Raw genomic sequence first — 15478 nt, 5'->3', positions numbered from 1 at the left:
TGGCCTCGAGAAGTACGTGGTCTCAGTTTGGATGACCGGTAGCGCGAACGGCTGAAGCCCGGTAGGCCGCAGCGCCGATTTCGCGACCTGGCATCAGTCTGGACGCATCATGGCCCACGAGGCTGAAGCGAGGTAGGCAGCGCTGCCGACGAACGGCAGTCGCGACACCTCCGCGGCCGGGCTGTGCCTCATCAGATCATCGAGGTTCGTGGGATCTTCATGCCCAGTGACAGCGCGCCGGCCAGCTCCCGGCTGGTGTCGTAGTCGAAGACCACGTGCCCGGACAGCACGTCGACGTCCCGCTTGTAGCGCTGCAGCGGACTGGACAGGAAGTGGATGCTGGCCCCGCCGGCGCCCATCAGCGTGCCGATGACGGCCCTGGATTCGGCGACGATGTGCGCGGCGGCCAGCCGGGCCTGCGCGCGCACCGGCTTGTCCACCGGATCGCCGGTCAGCACGATGGCCTCGATCTCGCCGACGGTGTCGGCCAGCAGGCCGCGTAGTGCGCGCAGCCGCACCTGCGCCCCGGCCAGGTGTGCCTGGGCGATCGGCTTGTCCTTCTGCATCACGCCCTCATAGGGCAGCACCCGTTCGGCGAGGCGTTGCGCATAGATCTCGGTGACCCGTTCGGCGCTGCCCAGCGCGGGCATGGCGGCCAGCAGCGCCAGGGCGGGCACCATCGGCCAGCGGTAGGTGGCGGCGTCGTGCAGCCCGGCCCCGGGGGCGGTTCCCGCGTAGATGTCGGTCACCTTGACCAGCCGGTGCTCGGGCACGAAGACGTCGGTGGCGATGGCGTCATTGGATCCGGTGGCCCGCATGCCGTCGGTGTGCCAGACGTCCTCGACGGCCACGTCCGATATCGGCAGCAGCGCGAGCGCGGGGTAGAGGGCGTCGTCGGCGCCACACAGCGCGGCCACGATGATCCAGTTGCCGTGATTCACCCCGGTGGCCCAGGACCACCGTCCGGTGAGACGGATACCGCCCTGGGCGGGCAGGCCGCGGCCGGTCGGTGCCAGCGGTGCGGGCGCCAGGAAGGGCCGGCTGCCGAAGGCCTCCTGCTGGGCCTGTTCGCCGAAAAGCGCCAGCATCCAGTTGTGCAGGGCGAAGAAGCCGATCGTCCAGGCGCTGGAGGTGCAGCCGTGGGCCATCCGCCGAACCGGGTCCAGCAGGGCCGGGAATGGGGCCTGCTGTCCTCCGTAACGGGCCGGAACCAACAGATCGGTGAATCCGGACGCCGTCAGGTCGGCGATCGTCGAGTCGGGCAGCCTGCGTCGTTCCTCGGCCTCGGCGGCGCGCTGGGCCAGTGCGCCCACGAACTCATCGCTGATTAGGCCGTGGGCCTCGATCGTCGTCATGGCCCAGACCGTACCATACCTTTTAGTATGGAAACCGGCAGTCAGTGCGCCAGCATCAGGTCCAGGAAGCGCTCACTCTGGGCGGCCTGGCGGGGGTCCGGTACCCGGCCGGACAGGTGCAGGAAGCCGATACCCACGGCAAAGGTCGCGTTCGCCCGCAGGTCGGCCTCGTCGGTGTCGAACCCGTAGTCCTCGAATGCGGTGCGCACCGCAGCCAGCACTCGCCGGTCGGCGTCGCGCACGCTGTCGGCGACGGCGTCATCGGAGCGCGCCCACTCGCGCATGGCCCGCTCCAGCGTCCAGTGCCGGGGGCTCACCAGCGAGGCCATCATCTGGGCGAGACGGTCACGGGGAGGCAACTCGCCGAGGGCCTCGATCTGGCTGCGATCCTCGTCTCGAAGGTCCCGCCAGCCCTCGACGAGCGCGGCGCGGTAGCTGGGCATGCCGTCGAAGTGCCAATAGAAGCTGCCCTTGGTCACCTTCAACCTGGCACACAAACGATCGATTTTCAGCGTTTTTATGCCGTCTTCGGCGAGGATCGCGTAACCGGCCTGAAGCCAATCGTCGATGGTCAGACGGTTGCCGGACGGGCTCTGGGCGGTCGCCATGAGGGGCAGCCTACGGCGACTCGCGCACACCCCTGACTTTCTGTTGCCGCTCGCTGCGTGTTTTACTGCAAGTCGCGACAACTGAATTCTCGGTCCGCTCCACGATCCGAATCGTACGAGCGGACGCGGATACCGCAGTGCAAAGAGGCACTGCGGTATCTCTGGGTGATGGGACACATCACCAAGGGTCGGGCGGGACCGTGACAATTAGAGTTGGGAAAAATTTGATGCAGAACGTTGTAGGCCGGTGGATGCGCCGGATCGGGGCCGTCGCCGCGGCCGCGCTGGTGGTACCGGGTGCGATCGCAGTTGCAGGTGGCGCAGCCACCGCGGGTGCCTTCTCCCGCCCGGGTCTTCCGGTTGAGTACCTGATGGTGCCGTCGGCCGGAATGGGCCGCGATATCAAGGTCCAGTTCCAGAGCGGTGGCGAGAACTCGCCGGCCGTGTACATGCTGGACGGCCTGCGTGCGCAGGAAGACTTCAGCGGCTGGGACATCAACACCCAGGCCTTCGAGTGGTTCCTCGACAGCGGCCTCTCGCTGGTCATGCCCGTTGGTGGGCAGTCGAGCTTCTACGCCGACTGGTACGCGCCGGCCCGTAACAAGGGTCCGACCGTCACCTACAAGTGGGAGACCTTCCTGACCCAGGAGCTCCCCGCCTTCCTGCAGGCCAACAAGGCCGTCAAGCCCACCGGTAGCGCCGCGGTCGGCCTGTCGATGGCCGGTTCGGCCTCGCTGAACCTGGCGACCTGGCACCCGGAGCAGTTCATCTACGCCGGCTCCATGTCGGGCTTCCTGAACCCCTCCGAGGGCTGGTGGCCGTTCCTGATCAACATCTCCATGGGTGACGCCGGCGGCTTCAAGGCCGACGACATGTGGGGCAAGACCCAGGATCCGAACAGCGGCTGGAAGCGCAATGACCCGATGGTCAACATCCCGACGCTGGTGGCCAACAACACCCGCCTCTGGGTCTACTGCGGTAACGGCCAGCCCAACGAGCTCGGCGGCGGCGATCTGCCCGCAACCTTCCTCGAGGATCTGACCATCCGCACCAACATCACCTTCCGCGACAACTACCTCGCCGCGGGCGGATCGAACGGTGTCTTCAACTTCCCGAACAACGGCACGCACAACTGGGCGTACTGGGGCCGGGAGCTTCAGGCCATGCTGCCCGACCTGCAGCGTGTTCTGGGCGCATAAGTAAGCAGGAGAAAATCCCCCGAGGCGTATCGCCTCGGGGGATTTTTTATGTCCGCGACCGGATGGGTCAGTCGCGTGACGCGGACGTCGGCGTCACGCGACGTGCCGTCGCTGCAGTGAATGGTGGGCGCGGGCCGCGATTCCCCTCAGATCGCGGCTCGCGCCCACTCCTGTTGGCCCGGGCCACGTGGACGACGAAGCCGGGGCGGAACAGGCGCATCGGTGAATCCACCATGCCGGTCACCCGGGCCAGCTGGATCGCCGTGTGTGGATCGGTTTCCGCGGCGGTCAGCACCCAGTCCAGGTAGGCATTGGACAGCCGCATGGACAACGGCCGCGGACCGTCGACCTCCGGTAGCGACAGGTCAGATCCCACCGCGGTCTGCCAGGCCACCCGCAGCTTGCGGCTCGCCTTGCGCAGAAACCGCTGGGGCAGGTCGCGGTCGCCGTGACGCAGGCAGTCGCGCAGGAGCGTCGATTCGATCGCGGCCATGGTCATGCCCTGGCCGTAGATCGGGTTGAAGCTGCAGATGGCATCCCCGAAGACGATGAGGCCCTGGGGAAACCGCTTCATCTTGTCGTAGCGCCGCCAGCGGTTCGATGGCACGCGGTAGTGGTCGACCCCGCCGATCGGCGTAGCCGAGCGCACCGCGGCCAACGCGTGCTCCGGAGCGAATCCTTCGCCGAAGGCCAGCAACTCGGACAGATCGGCGGGCGGTGGGTGTCCGACCATCGATCCGACGGTCAATATCCAGCTGTCGTTCTCGTAGCCGACCAGCGCCCAGGTGGTGGGCCGGCCCGGTTCGGGAAAGTAGGCGAGCGACTGTTCGGGCAGAGCGCTTCTCGGCATCTGGAACAGCTGGCTGGCGTAGGCGAGTTTGACGACCAGTTCATCCTCGGGCGGACGCCCGTAACCCAGTTCCTCGAGGAACACCGGGGTCCTGGATCCGCGCCCGGTGGCGTCGACGACCAGGTCCGCGTCCACCGACTTGGCTTCGCCGTCACCGACCAGCTGCACCCCCGTGACACGTGCACCGCCCGGCGTCGACATCAGGCCGACGACATCGTGTCCGTCCAGCAAGGCCACCTTCGGCAGCGCCAGGATCCGGCGCCGAATACTGCGTTCCAACAATGGGCGAGTGGCGAAGTGTAGTTCTGAGGTATCGGTCGTGGTGGCATCGGGTGAATGCGTGAATTCGTGCCCGCCGAAGGCAATGCGGAGCTTGGACAGATCGCCGCCGGAAAGCGATGACACGCCGTCCGCCGCCAGATCGTCGTGAAAGCCGGGGAACAGGTCGGCCAGGATCATCGAGCTGCGAGCAAGCAGCACGTGCGCATGACGACCCTGCGGCACTCCGCGGCGGGCGGTCGGCTCGTCGGTCAGCACATCGCGTTCGACGATGGTGACATTGCGGTAGTGCTCGGCCAGCACCCGGGCAGCCAGCAGGCCACCGATACTGCCGCCCAGCACCACCGCTCGCTCACCGAGGAACACCATGGGTGGATTCTGCGGGCAGTCGTGGTCGGCACCATAGAGTAGGCGGCTACTCGATTCCTCCGAAGTGCTGTCAAGAAGTTCTTGACGCGACGCCGCGTGTCAACTTAGTATTGACGTATGCCCGAATCGTTTACATCGCTCGGTCGGCAGCTGCATCACCAACTCGGCCAGATTCTGGCTGCCCCGGTGTTGCAGGGCGAGGACGATCCCATCGCGTCGGTGCGTGCCGCCCGCGAGATTCGGGACCGCGCTGAGGCGTTGATGGCCGCGGCGGTCCTGCAGGCGCGCGAGACCGGCCGCACCTGGCAGGAGATCGGCGAGGTCCTCGGTGTGTCGCGCCAGGCCGCGTTCCAGCGCTACGGCAAGCCCATCGATCCACGAACAGGAGAAGCCATGAACACTCAGATACTTCCCGAGGCCGACGAACTGAGCAGGGCGGTCATCGACGATCTCGCGCACGCCCGGTGGGCCGATGTCACCGCGCGCTTCGATGCGGTGATGCGTGACCGGCTCACCGAGGAAGGACTTGCCGAGGCGTGGGCGCACATCGTGGGGTTGGCCGGGGCCTACGAGTCCCACGGCGACACCGAGGCCGTGCGCGCCGGTGACTTCACCACCACCAACACCCCGTTGAGCTTCGAGGCCGGTGACTTCCTCGCCCGCATCACGTTCCGCGACGACCGGACGCTGGCCGGCCTCTACATTCTCAATCCCGATGTGGCCGCCGGCTAGTAGAGCAGAGTAGAAGAGGTGGCGCCGGCCCCCCGGTCGGCGCCACCGGGCATCACTTCAGCTGGGCCGACGACAGCCCCAGCAGCCGGCGGGCAACCACCAGTTGCTGGATCTGCTGCGTGCCCTCGAAGATGTCCAGGATCTTCGAATCGCGGGCCCACTTCTCCAGCAGTGTCTGCTCCGAATACCCTGCGGTTCCGGCCATTTCGACGGCCTTGAGGGTGATGTCGCTGGCGACCCGGGCGGCCTTGGCCTTACCCATGGAGGCCTCTTTGGAGTTCGGGATCTTGTTGTCGGCCTGCCATGCCGAACGGATGGTCAGCAGGTAACCGGACTCCCAGTCGGCCTCCATCCGCAGGAACTCCGCGGCCGGCGCGCTCTGCGCGTGGGCGGGCTTGTCGTAGGAGATCTCGATGCCGGCCTCGGTGAGGATGACGCGCAGCTCTTCCAGGGCGGCGCGGGCAATGCCGACCGCCATGGCCGCCACGATCGGCCGGGTGTTGTCGAAGGTCTCCATGGCCCCGCCGAAACCCTTGTCGGTCTTGACTTCTGGGTCGCCGAGCAGGTTCTCCTTGGGGATCCGCGCATTCTCGAAGCGGATCACCGCGGTGTCGGAGGCCTTGATGCCCAGCTTGTGTTCGAGACGCTCGACGGTCACACCGGGGTGTTCGCGCGGCACCACGAACGACTTGATGGCGGCCCGGCCGAGCGACTTGTCCACCGTCGCCCACACCACGATGTGGGTGGCGCGGGAACCGGCGGTGACGAAGATCTTCTCGCCGTTGATGACGTACTCGTCACCGTCGAGAATCGCCGTGGTGGAGACCGCGGCCGAGTCGGAGCCGAAGCTCGGCTCGGTGATCGCCATCGAGGCCCACACCTTGCCGAAGCGTTCCAGCTGTTCCTTGGAGGCGACGCTGGAGATCGCGGCGTTGCCGAGGCCCTGGAAGGGAATCGACAGCAGCAGGGCGACATCGCCCCAGCTGACCTCGAGGGCGTTCAGCAGCGCGGACATGTTGGCGCCGTTGACGTTTGTCTTCTTGCCCTCATCGTTGCGGCCACCGAAAGCGTCGGCGCCGGCAAAGGAGATGGTCTTTGCCTCTTGCAGGCCTTCGAACAGCTGGGCCAGGGTGTCGAGCTCGACCGGGTAGGCGTGCTCGGCGAGGTCGTACTTGCGGGAGATCGGCCGGAGCATCTCCGCGGCGCCCTGATGTCCCTTTTCGACGACCGCTTGCAGCTTCTTGGGTAGTTCCAGATTGATTGCCATGACTGGGTTTTCCGTTCCTGAAGTCTTATGGGCCGTTAAAGGACAACAACACCCTCGGCGACGCCGAGGACCCGCAGATCGCGGTACCAGCGCTCGACCGGGTGTTCCTTGGTGAAGCCGTGGCCGCCGAGCAGCTGGACGCCGTCCAGTCCGATCTGCATGCCCTTGTCGGTGGCGATTCGCTTGGCCAGCGCGGCTTCCCGCGCAAAGGTCAGGCCCTGCTCGGCGCGGGCGGCGCCGCGCAGCGTGATGAGTCGCAGCCCGTCGAGCTCGATGGCGATGTTGGCGGTCATGAAGGCCACCGCCTGCCGGTTGGCGATCGGCTCGCCGAACGCCTCGCGCTCCTTGATGTAGGGGATGACGTAGTCGAGCACGGCGTGTGAGGTACCGACTGCCAGTGCGGCCCAACCCAGTCGGGAGTAGGCGATGGCCTCGGAGTAGTCCTGGGCGAAGTCGGCGTCGGTGCGGTCGTCCTCGCCGAGGCGGTTGTGCAGCGGCACGGCCACATTGTTGAGGGCAACCCGGCCCAGCGCGGCGGCACGCACGCCCATCGACGGATCGGCCTCGACGGTCACGCCCTCGGCGGACGCTTCCACGATGAACAACGCCGGCTTGCCGTTGAGCTGGGCGGCGACGATGAACAGTTCCGCGCTACCCGCAGCGGGGACAAGCGATTTCACACCGGAGAGCCGGTAGCCGCCCGGGGTGCGTACCGCGGTGGTCTTCAGCGCGGTGGGATCGAACAGGGCGTGCGGTTCGGCGATGGCGACGCTTGCCTGCGGGACGTTCTCGCCGGCGAACTCGGGCAGGTAGGTGGCCTGCTGCTGCGCACTGCCCCAGTGGGTCAGCGCCGAGGCGACGCCGGAGGGGGCCAGGATCGGCAGCGCCAACCCCATGTCGCCGTAGGCAAGCGCCTCGGCGACCAGCGCGCCGGTCACCGTGCTGCGGTGCTCGGCGATACCGTCGAAGTTCTCCGGGATGTTCAGCGAGGTGATGCCCAGTTCGGCGGCCTTCGCGATGAGGTCGGCGGGGTAGGTCACCGCGGCGTCGGCGTCGTGGGCGGCCGGGCGCAGGATCTCGTCGGCGAACTCACTGACCGTTTCGACGATCATCTTCTGATCGTCGTCCGGGGTCAGGTCGAAGTAGTCGGATTCCTTCGGCGCCAAGCGGGTGGGGGAGCCGCCCAGGTTCTGGATCTTCTTGAACTGGCGGGTCGACGCACCGGCGGCCGAGAACGCCGTCTTGACGCCGTAGCGGATGCCCTTGTTCAGCGGGTCGCGCAGGCCGTAGCGGTCCAGGAACTCCTGGCCCATCAGCGGGGTGAGCAGCGCGATGCCGATATCGGTCGCGGTCCGCTTGTGCTTCTGCAGCCCAACGGCGCTTTCGGGGCCTTTGCGCTGAGGACGAGATTCGATCTGAGTCATTTCGGCAGCCTCTAGTGGTGGGGGCAATGCGTGATGACCGTATCTTACTCCAGAGTAAGATAGACGAGGGCTGTAACGAAGTTCACAGCGTGGCGAGGACCGCCTCATGCAGCCTGCCGTTGGTGGCCAACGCGCTGCCGCCGTGCGGGCCGGGAGCGCCATCGATGCTGGTGAACGTGCCGCCGGCCTCCCGGATCAGGATGTCCAGGGGCGCGATATCCCACACCTTGACCTCGGGTTCGCAGGCGATGTCGACCGCCCCCTCGGCGACCAGGCAGTAGGACCAGAAGTCGCCGTAGGCCCGCACCCGCCACACCGCGTCCGTCAATTTCAGGAAACTCTCCCGCCGGTCGTCCCAGCCCGTCGTCAGGTCCGAGTAGGACAGGCTCGCCGAGGCCAGATCGCTGACCCCGGACACCTGAATGCGCCGTGCGGTGCCGCCGAAGGAGGTGTGCGCGCCCTGGCCCGCGCCGGCCCACCAGCGCCGCCCCAGCGCCGGCGCGCTCACCACGCCGACGATGGGTACGCCGTCCTCGATCAACGCAATCAGCGTGCACCACACCGGAACCCCGCGGACGAAGTTCTTGGTGCCGTCGATGGGGTCGATCACCCACTGGCGTCCCGTCGAAGACGTTGTGCCGCCGAACTCTTCGCCGAACACACTGTCCTCGGGCCGGGCCTGTGACAGGGCAGCACGCAGTGCCTCCTCGGCGCCCTTGTCGGCGTCGGTGACGGGGGTGAGATCGGGTTTGGTTTCGATGTGCAGATCCAGTGCGCCGAAGCGGGCCATCGTCAGCTCGTCGGCCTGGTCGGCGAGGCGCAGGGCAAGGTCGAGATCAGCTTCGCTCATGCCCGCAGTCCTACCATGGCTACGTGATCGAATTCGCGATGATATTGCTGTTGGTCGGTGCGCTGGTGCTCATAGCGCTTCCGTGGATCCGTCGTCGCAGTGCCGGCGGTGCAGGCGGGGGCAACATGGCCAATATGGCGCCCGGCACCTTGCTGGTCACTGGCGTCAGCCCACGCCCGGACGAGGTCGGCGAGCAGTTCGTCACCATCAGCGGTGTCATCAACGGACCGACCGTCAACGAGCACGTCGTCTATCAACGTCTGGCCGTCGACGTGAACCTGTGGCCCACCATCGGTCAGCTGATCGACGTCGTCTACTCGCCCAAGAACCCGGACAAGTGGGGTTTCGCGCCGTCGGCGCCGCCCCCGCCGGCACCCGAGACCTACCCGACTGTCTGAGAGGACACCCGTGCCCCAACCGCTCCCGGCCGGACTCATCGAGCTGCTGCGCAAGCCCAGCCCGTGCTTCGTGGCCACCCTCATGCCCGACGGCTCACCGCAGCTCACCGAGACGTGGGTGCACACCGACGGCGAGCACATCGTGCTCAACATCGTCGGGGGCTCCCAGAAGGACCGCAACCTCGCCCGCGACCCGCGGGTCGCCATCAATGTCGCCGACCCCGATGAGATCCGGCGGTTCTACGCCGTGCGGGGCCGGGTGACAGCGACCACCGACAAGGGCGGACACGAGAGCATCCACGAGATCTCGCAGAAGTACCTGGGCATCCCGTACCCCTACTTCAGCGGGAATCCGAACGAGACGCGGCTCATCCTCACCATCGAGGCCGACAAGGTGACTCCGCCGCCCGGCGAGTGATCAGCCGGCGACGCCGTTTTCGACACCAGGGTCGCGGGCAGCGGCTGATCGCAGCCCTGGCGTAGAAAATGGCGCGCCAGAACCTCAGCCGTGCGCGATCCCCAGCAGGTCCGCGACGCTGGTGAGCTTCACCCGTGGCCGGTGCTGCGCGTCGCCGGTCGCGCGCTCGTGCGAGTCGATGCGCGCCCAGTGATCATCGGTGACCAGCAGCGGCTGCCGCGACAGCAACCACTGCGCCAACTCGGCGTCGTGACCCTCGTCGAAGCCGGGCTCTCCGAGGTCACCCAGCAGCGTCTCCACCGTGTCCGCGGAGTCCTTCTTGTTGCTGCCGATGACGCCGGACGGCCCGCGCTTGATCCAGCCGACGACGTACTCGTGTTCGCGGCCCTCGATCCGTCCGTCCGCGTGCGGGATGGTGCCGGACTTCTCGTCGAACGGCAATCCGTCCACGGCCACACCGCGATACCCGACGGCGCGCACCACCAGCTGCACCGGCAGCTCCTCGCGCTCGCCGGTGTCTTTCGCGACGACACGCCCACCTTCGTCAACCAACTCGTTGCGGCCCAACACAATCGACTCCACCCGGTCGGTGCCGCGGATCTCGACGGGGGAGGTGGCGAACCGGAACACCACACGCCGCTTCGCGCCTTCGGGCTCCATCTCCGCGTACTGCCGCAGCACCTTGATGTTCGTCTTGACGGTCTTGTCGGCCGCCTCGAGATCCTCGTCGGTGATGGCGTCGAAGTCGGCGCGTTCGACGACGATGTCGACCTCGGCCATCTGCTCCATGTGCCCGAGCTCGCGCAGTTCCATCGTGGTGAACGGCGCCTGCAGCGGACCGCGCCGGCCCACCACGATGACCTCGCGCACACCGCGCGGCCCCAGCAGATCCAGGGCGTGATCGGCGATATCGGTTTGCGCCAGGATCTCCGGGTCGCTGATCAGGATGCGCGCCACGTCCAGCGCGACGTTGCCGTTGCCGATCACCACCGCGCGGTCGGCCGACAGGTCGGGCGTCACCTCACCGAAATGCGGGTGCGCGTTGTACCAACCCACGAAGTCGACGGCCGCCACACTGCCGGGCAGGTCCTCGCCGGGGATGCCGAGCACACGGTCGGACTGGGCGCCGATCGCGTAGACGACGGCGTCGTAGCGCTCGGCCAACTCGGCGGCCTGCACATGTTCGCCGATGGAGATGTTGCCGAAGAACCGGAACCGCGGGTCCGCCGAGATCTTCTCGAACTGCGCGCTGATCGACTTGATCTTCGGATGGTCGGGCGCGACACCGGAACGCACCAGCCCCCACGGGGTGGGCAGCATCTCCAACATGTCGACACGGACTTCGAGTTCGGACTTCAACAGCGAAGCGGCGGCAAAGAACCCGGAAGGGCCTGAGCCGACGATCGCCATGTGGTACGGGCGCATGGCAAGCCTTTTCGTGAGGCTGACCGGCGGCGCGCAAGGGGCTGTCGCGACGTCACCGGACCGGTTACCAGCCCGATGCTAGCCGCGGACCGGCGATCGAGGGCGGAGTCCGGAGAAGCGGCCGGTAACCTCAACAGTCGTGGATCCTGACCGTCTTGCCGATATCGCCGCCCTCGACACCACGCTGACGACCGTGGAGCGGGTGCTCGATGTCGACGGTCTGCGCGGCCGCATCGAGACACTCGAAGCCGAGGCCGCCGACCCGAACCTGTGGAACGACCAGTCGCATGCGCAGAAGGTGACCAGCGAGCTGTCGCACGCGCAGAACGAACTGCGCCGCGTCGAGGAACTGCGCCAGCGCGTCGAGGACCTGCCGGTGCTCTACGAGATGGCCGCCGAGGAAGAAGGTGCGGAAGGCTCCGAAGCGCTCACCGAGGCCGACACCGAGCTGACCAAGCTGCGCGAGGACATCGAGGCCATGGAGGTCCGCACGCTGCTGGCCGGGGAGTACGACCAGCGCGAGGCGTTGGTCAACATCCGCTCCGGCGCCGGGGGCGTCGACGCCGCCGACTGGGCCGAGATGCTGATGCGGATGTACATCCGCTGGGCCGAGGCGCACAAGTACCCCGTCGAGGTGTTCGACACGTCCTACGCCGAAGAGGCCGGCATCAAGAGCGCCACCTTCGCCGTGCACGCCCCCTACGCCTACGGCACGCTGTCGGTCGAGCAGGGCACCCACCGGCTGGTGCGCATCAGCCCGTTCGACAACCAGGGCCGCAGGCAGACCTCGTTCGCGGAGGTCGAGGTGTTGCCCGTGGTGGAGACCACCGACCACATCGAGATCCCCGAGGGCGATATCCGGGTCGACGTGTACCGCTCCAGTGGACCGGGCGGCCAGTCGGTCAACACCACCGACTCGGCGGTGCGCCTGACCCACATCCCGACGGGCATCGTCGTCACCTGCCAGAACGAGAAGTCGCAGCTGCAGAACAAGGTGTCGGCGATGCGCGTCCTGCAGGCCAAGTTGATGGAGCGCAAGCGTCAGGAGGAGCGCGCCGAGATGGATGCGCTCAAGAGCGACAGCGGCAGTTCGTGGGGCAACCAGATGCGCTCCTACGTGCTACACCCGTATCAGATGGTCAAAGACCTACGCACCGAATTCGAGGTCGGTAGCCCGGCAGCGGTTCTCGACGGAGACATCGACGGGTTCCTGGAGGCAGGGATCCGTTGGCGCAATAGGAAAGATGACGACAACTAACAACACGGTGCTCGCGCTGTCAGTGTCCGACCGCTGGCATGACTTCTGGCGCGGCAACATCGGTGAGTGGATCATCACCAAGGGCCTGCGCATCGTCATGCTGGTGATCCTGGCGATCCTGCTGGCGCGGTTCGTCAACTGGGCGGCCCAGCGGATCAGCAGGCGCATCGACGCCGACTTCCGGGAGAGCGACGCGCTGGTGCGCACCGAGACCGCCAAGCACCGCCAGGCGGTGGCCTCGGTGATCTCCTGGGTGACCATCGCGCTGATCTGCGTGGTGGTGCTGCTGCAGATCACCGACATCCTGGCCATCCCGGTCGGCTCGCTGGTCGCACCGGCCGCGGTGCTGGGCGCCGCGCTCGGTTTCGGCGCGCAGCGCATCGTGCAGGACCTGCTGTCGGGGTTCTTCATCATCACCGAGAAGCAGTACGGCTTCGGTGACCTGGTCACCCTGACGCTGGGCTCGTCCAACGACGCGACGGGCACCGTGGAGGACGTCACGCTGCGCGTCACCAAACTGCGCACCAGCGACGGTGAGGTTTTCACCATCCCCAACGGCCAGATCATGAAATCGCTCAACCTGTCCAAGGACTGGGCACGCGCGGTGGTCGACATCCCGGTGCCGACGAACGCCGACCTCAACGCCGTCAACGAGCTGCTGCACGCGGTGTGCGAGAACGCCATGAAGGACCCGGCGATGAGCGAGCTGCTGCTGGACCAGCCGCAGCTGATGGGTGTGGAGAGCCTGGAGCTCGACACCGTGAACCTGCGGATGGTGGCGCGCACCCTGCCCGGTAAGCAGTTCGAGGTGGGACGGCAGCTGCGGCTGCTGGTCATCGCGGCGCTGGCCCGGGCCGGCATCGCCACCAAGGCCGAGTCGACCTCGCTGGCCGCCAATTCCGAGGTGCGCGAATGAAGCTGATCTCGCGGCGCTCGGACGGGGACGAGAAGCGCTGGCCCGGCTATGTGTTCGGCGGACGGATGCGGACCTCCACGATCGCGCTGATCGTGGCGTTCTTCTTCACCTCGTGGCTGTATGAGACGTACAAGCCGGCGCCCCCGGAGCCTGCCCCGGCCACCCAGATCGTCCCGCCGGGTTTCGTGCCCGACCCCGAATACACCTGGGTGCCGCGCACCAATGTGGAGGCGCCGCGCACCACGTACCCGACCACCACGACGACGACCACCACCACGACCGAGCCGCCGACGACCACCACGACCTCGCCGACGGACCCGGCCGATGCGACGGATACGACCTCACCGGGGGACACGCCGACGTCACCGACAGTGACGCCGCCCACCACCACGGTCGTCGACCCGGACGGCCCGAACGGGTTGATCCCGCCCATCACGCTGCCGGTTCTGCCGGGTGCGGCGCCCACTCCGGCACCGCAGACGACCGCCACACCGCCGCCGCCTGCACGCAGCGCGAACTGACACGCGTCTACACTGGCGTGCCGTGATGATCACCCTCGACAAAGTGAGCAAGCAGTACAAATCTTCTGCTCGTCCCGCGCTGGATGACGTCTCGCTCAAAATCGACAAGGGTGAGTTCGTCTTCCTCATCGGACCCTCGGGTTCGGGCAAGTCGACGTTCATGCGTCTGCTGCTGGGGGCCGAGCACCCCTCCAAGGGCGACGTGCGGGTCTCGAAGTTCCACGTCAACAAGCTCTCCGGCCGGCACATCCCGAGCCTGCGCCAGGTCATCGGCTGCGTGTTCCAGGACTTCCGCTTGCTGCAGCAGAAGACGGTCTTCGAGAACGTCGCCTTCGCCCTGGAGGTCATCGGTAAGCGCGGTGACGTCATCAACCGGGTGGTGCCCGACGTGCTGGAGATGGTCGGTCTGAGCGGCAAGGCCAGCCGGCTGCCGCATGAGCTGTCCGGCGGTGAGCAGCAGCGCGTCGCGATCGCGCGGGCCTTCGTCAACCGGCCGCTGCTGCTGCTGGCCGATGAGCCCACCGGCAACCTGGACCCGGAAACCAGCAAGGACATCATGGATCTGCTTGAGCGGATCAACCGCACCGGAACCACGGTTCTGATGGCGACGCACGACCACCACATCGTGGACTCCATGCGTCAGCGCGTCATCGAACTCGAATTGGGCCGGCTTATCCGCGACGAGCAGCGCGGCGTTTACGGAATGGATCGCTAGTGCGTTTTGGCTTCCTGATCAATGAGGTTCTGACCGGACTTCGTCGCAACGTCACGATGACGGTGGCGATGATCCTGACGACCGCCATCTCCATCGGCCTGTTCGGCGGTGGTCTGCTGGTGATGCGGATCGCCGATCAGTCCCGCGACATCTACCTCGACCGCGTCGAGAGCCAGGTCTTCCTGACCAACGATGCGTCGGTGAACGACCCCAACTGTGATGCCGACCCCTGCAAGGCGTTGCGCGCGCTGATCGATGCGCGCGACGACGTGCGTTCGGTGCGCTACATGAACCAGGAGGAGGCGTACGCCGACGCGATCAAGAAGATCCCGGCCTTCAAGGACGTCGCCAGTAAGGACGCCTTCCCGGCGTCGTTCATCGTGAAGCTGGAAAACCCGGAGCAGCACGTCGATTTCGACAGCGCCATGCAGGGCCAGCCCGGTGTGCTGAACGTGCTGAACCAGAAGGATCTGATCGACCGGTTGTTCGCGCTGCTGGACGGCATGTCGAATGCGGCGTTCGCGGTGGCGCTGGTGCAGGCGATCGGTGCGATCCTGTTGATCGCCAACATGGTTCAAGTCGCCGCCTACACGCGGCGCACCGAGATCGGCATCATGCGCCTAGTCGGCGCGACCCGCTGGTACACCCAGCTGCCGTTCCTCGTGGAGGCGATGCTCGCCGCGTTCATCGGTGTGGTGCTGGCGCTGATCGGCCTGCTGACGGTGCGCACGCTGTTTCTGGAGAAGGCGCTCAGCCAGTTCACCCAAGCTAATTTGATTGCGCCGCTGGACTTTGCCGATATCCTTTATATCGCGCCGATCCTGCTGTTCGTGGGTGTGGTCATGGCCGGTGTGACGGCCTATGTGACGCTGCGCCTCTACGTACGAAGATAGA

Annotated in this window: 16 protein-coding genes; 9 read left to right on the top strand and 7 right to left on the bottom strand. The window is 66.7% G+C overall.

Annotated elements, in window-relative coordinates:
* Positions 1–191 precede the first annotated feature (191 nt).
* Both ASE48_RS13310 and ASE48_RS13305 read right to left on the bottom strand, forming a co-directional pair.
* Positions 192–1355 (bottom strand): acyl-CoA dehydrogenase family protein, encoded by a 1164-nt coding sequence (locus tag ASE48_RS13310; RefSeq protein WP_057167571.1) that lies wholly within the window; start codon positions 1353–1355, stop codon positions 192–194.
* Between the two features lie 41 nt (positions 1356–1396).
* Positions 1397–1963, bottom strand: a complete 567-nt coding sequence (locus tag ASE48_RS13305; protein ID WP_057167570.1) for a TetR/AcrR family transcriptional regulator — start codon at positions 1961–1963, stop codon at positions 1397–1399.
* 227 nt (positions 1964–2190) lie between these two features.
* On the opposite strand from ASE48_RS13305, the gene ASE48_RS13300 reads away from it, so the two are divergent.
* On the top strand, positions 2191–3162 hold the full coding sequence (locus ASE48_RS13300; protein WP_057167569.1) for an esterase family protein: 972 nt from the start codon (positions 2191–2193) through the stop codon (positions 3160–3162).
* A 67-nt stretch (positions 3163–3229) separates the two neighbouring features.
* On the opposite strand, the gene ASE48_RS13295 is transcribed toward ASE48_RS13300, so the two are convergent.
* Positions 3230–4660 carry an FAD-dependent oxidoreductase gene (locus ASE48_RS13295; protein WP_156409178.1) on the bottom strand — a complete coding sequence of 477 codons (1431 nt, stop codon included), beginning with the start codon at positions 4658–4660 and terminating at the stop codon, positions 3230–3232.
* A gap of 117 nt (positions 4661–4777) precedes the next feature.
* On the opposite strand from ASE48_RS13295, the gene ASE48_RS13290 reads away from it, so the two are divergent.
* On the top strand, positions 4778–5392 hold the full coding sequence (locus ASE48_RS13290; RefSeq protein ID WP_057167568.1) for a DUF3887 domain-containing protein: 615 nt from the start codon (positions 4778–4780) through the stop codon (positions 5390–5392).
* Between the two features lie 52 nt (positions 5393–5444).
* Here the strand turns inward: ASE48_RS13290 and ASE48_RS13285 are convergent, their stop codons facing one another.
* The 3 genes from ASE48_RS13285 to hisN form a co-directional block, all read right to left on the bottom strand.
* Positions 5445–6659, bottom strand: a complete 1215-nt coding sequence (locus ASE48_RS13285; protein ID WP_057167567.1) for an acyl-CoA dehydrogenase family protein — start codon at positions 6657–6659, stop codon at positions 5445–5447.
* Positions 6660–6694: 35 nt separating this feature from the next.
* Entirely contained in the window at positions 6695–8083 is a 1389-nt protein-coding gene (locus tag ASE48_RS13280) for an acyl-CoA dehydrogenase family protein (RefSeq protein WP_057167566.1), read from the bottom strand.
* 82 nt (positions 8084–8165) lie between these two features.
* Complete coding sequence (gene hisN, locus ASE48_RS13275; protein ID WP_057167565.1) at positions 8166–8933, bottom strand: histidinol-phosphatase; 768 nt, start codon at positions 8931–8933, stop codon at positions 8166–8168.
* A 23-nt stretch (positions 8934–8956) separates the two neighbouring features.
* Between hisN and ASE48_RS13270 the strand changes: the two genes are divergently transcribed.
* Together ASE48_RS13270 and ASE48_RS13265 are read left to right on the top strand one after the other, a co-directional pair.
* Complete coding sequence (locus ASE48_RS13270; protein ID WP_057167564.1) at positions 8957–9331, top strand: hypothetical protein; 375 nt, start codon at positions 8957–8959, stop codon at positions 9329–9331.
* Positions 9332–9341: 10 nt separating this feature from the next.
* Positions 9342–9749 (top strand): PPOX class F420-dependent oxidoreductase, encoded by a 408-nt coding sequence (locus ASE48_RS13265; protein ID WP_057167563.1) that lies wholly within the window; start codon positions 9342–9344, stop codon positions 9747–9749.
* 84 nt (positions 9750–9833) lie between these two features.
* On the opposite strand, the gene ASE48_RS13260 is transcribed toward ASE48_RS13265, so the two are convergent.
* A complete protein-coding gene (locus ASE48_RS13260; RefSeq protein ID WP_057167562.1) occupies positions 9834–11174 on the bottom strand; it encodes an FAD-dependent oxidoreductase in 1341 nt (446 codons plus the stop codon).
* Between the two features lie 139 nt (positions 11175–11313).
* Between ASE48_RS13260 and prfB the strand changes: the two genes are divergently transcribed.
* Genes prfB through ftsX form a run of 5 tightly spaced genes read left to right on the top strand, consistent with a single transcriptional unit; the run spans position 11314 to position 15477 of the window.
* On the top strand, positions 11314–12432 hold the full coding sequence (gene prfB, locus ASE48_RS13255) for a peptide chain release factor 2 (RefSeq protein ID WP_057167561.1): 1119 nt from the start codon (positions 11314–11316) through the stop codon (positions 12430–12432).
* The gene (locus ASE48_RS13250; RefSeq protein ID WP_057167560.1) at positions 12419–13348 is read left to right on the top strand and encodes a mechanosensitive ion channel family protein; all 930 of its coding nucleotides are present in this window, start codon (positions 12419–12421) and stop codon (positions 13346–13348) included. The genes prfB and ASE48_RS13250 overlap by 14 nt, the downstream gene beginning before the upstream one ends.
* A complete protein-coding gene (locus tag ASE48_RS13245; RefSeq protein WP_057167559.1) occupies positions 13345–13869 on the top strand; it encodes a hypothetical protein in 525 nt (174 codons plus the stop codon). The genes ASE48_RS13250 and ASE48_RS13245 overlap by 4 nt, the downstream gene beginning before the upstream one ends.
* A 25-nt stretch (positions 13870–13894) precedes the next feature.
* Entirely contained in the window at positions 13895–14584 is a 690-nt protein-coding gene (gene ftsE / locus ASE48_RS13240) for a cell division ATP-binding protein FtsE (RefSeq protein ID WP_057167557.1), read from the top strand.
* Positions 14584–15477 carry a permease-like cell division protein FtsX gene (ftsX, locus tag ASE48_RS13235; protein ID WP_057167555.1) on the top strand — a complete coding sequence of 298 codons (894 nt, stop codon included), beginning with the start codon at positions 14584–14586 and terminating at the stop codon, positions 15475–15477. The genes ftsE and ftsX overlap by 1 nt, the downstream gene beginning before the upstream one ends.
* The last annotated feature ends 1 nt before the right edge of the window (position 15478 follow it).

The organism is Mycobacterium sp. Root265 (genome assembly GCF_001428895.1).
Lineage (GTDB): Bacteria > Actinomycetota > Actinomycetes > Mycobacteriales > Mycobacteriaceae > Mycobacterium.
The sequence above is the reverse complement of the archived record's forward strand: the minus strand, read 5'-3'. Positions and strand labels throughout refer to the sequence as shown.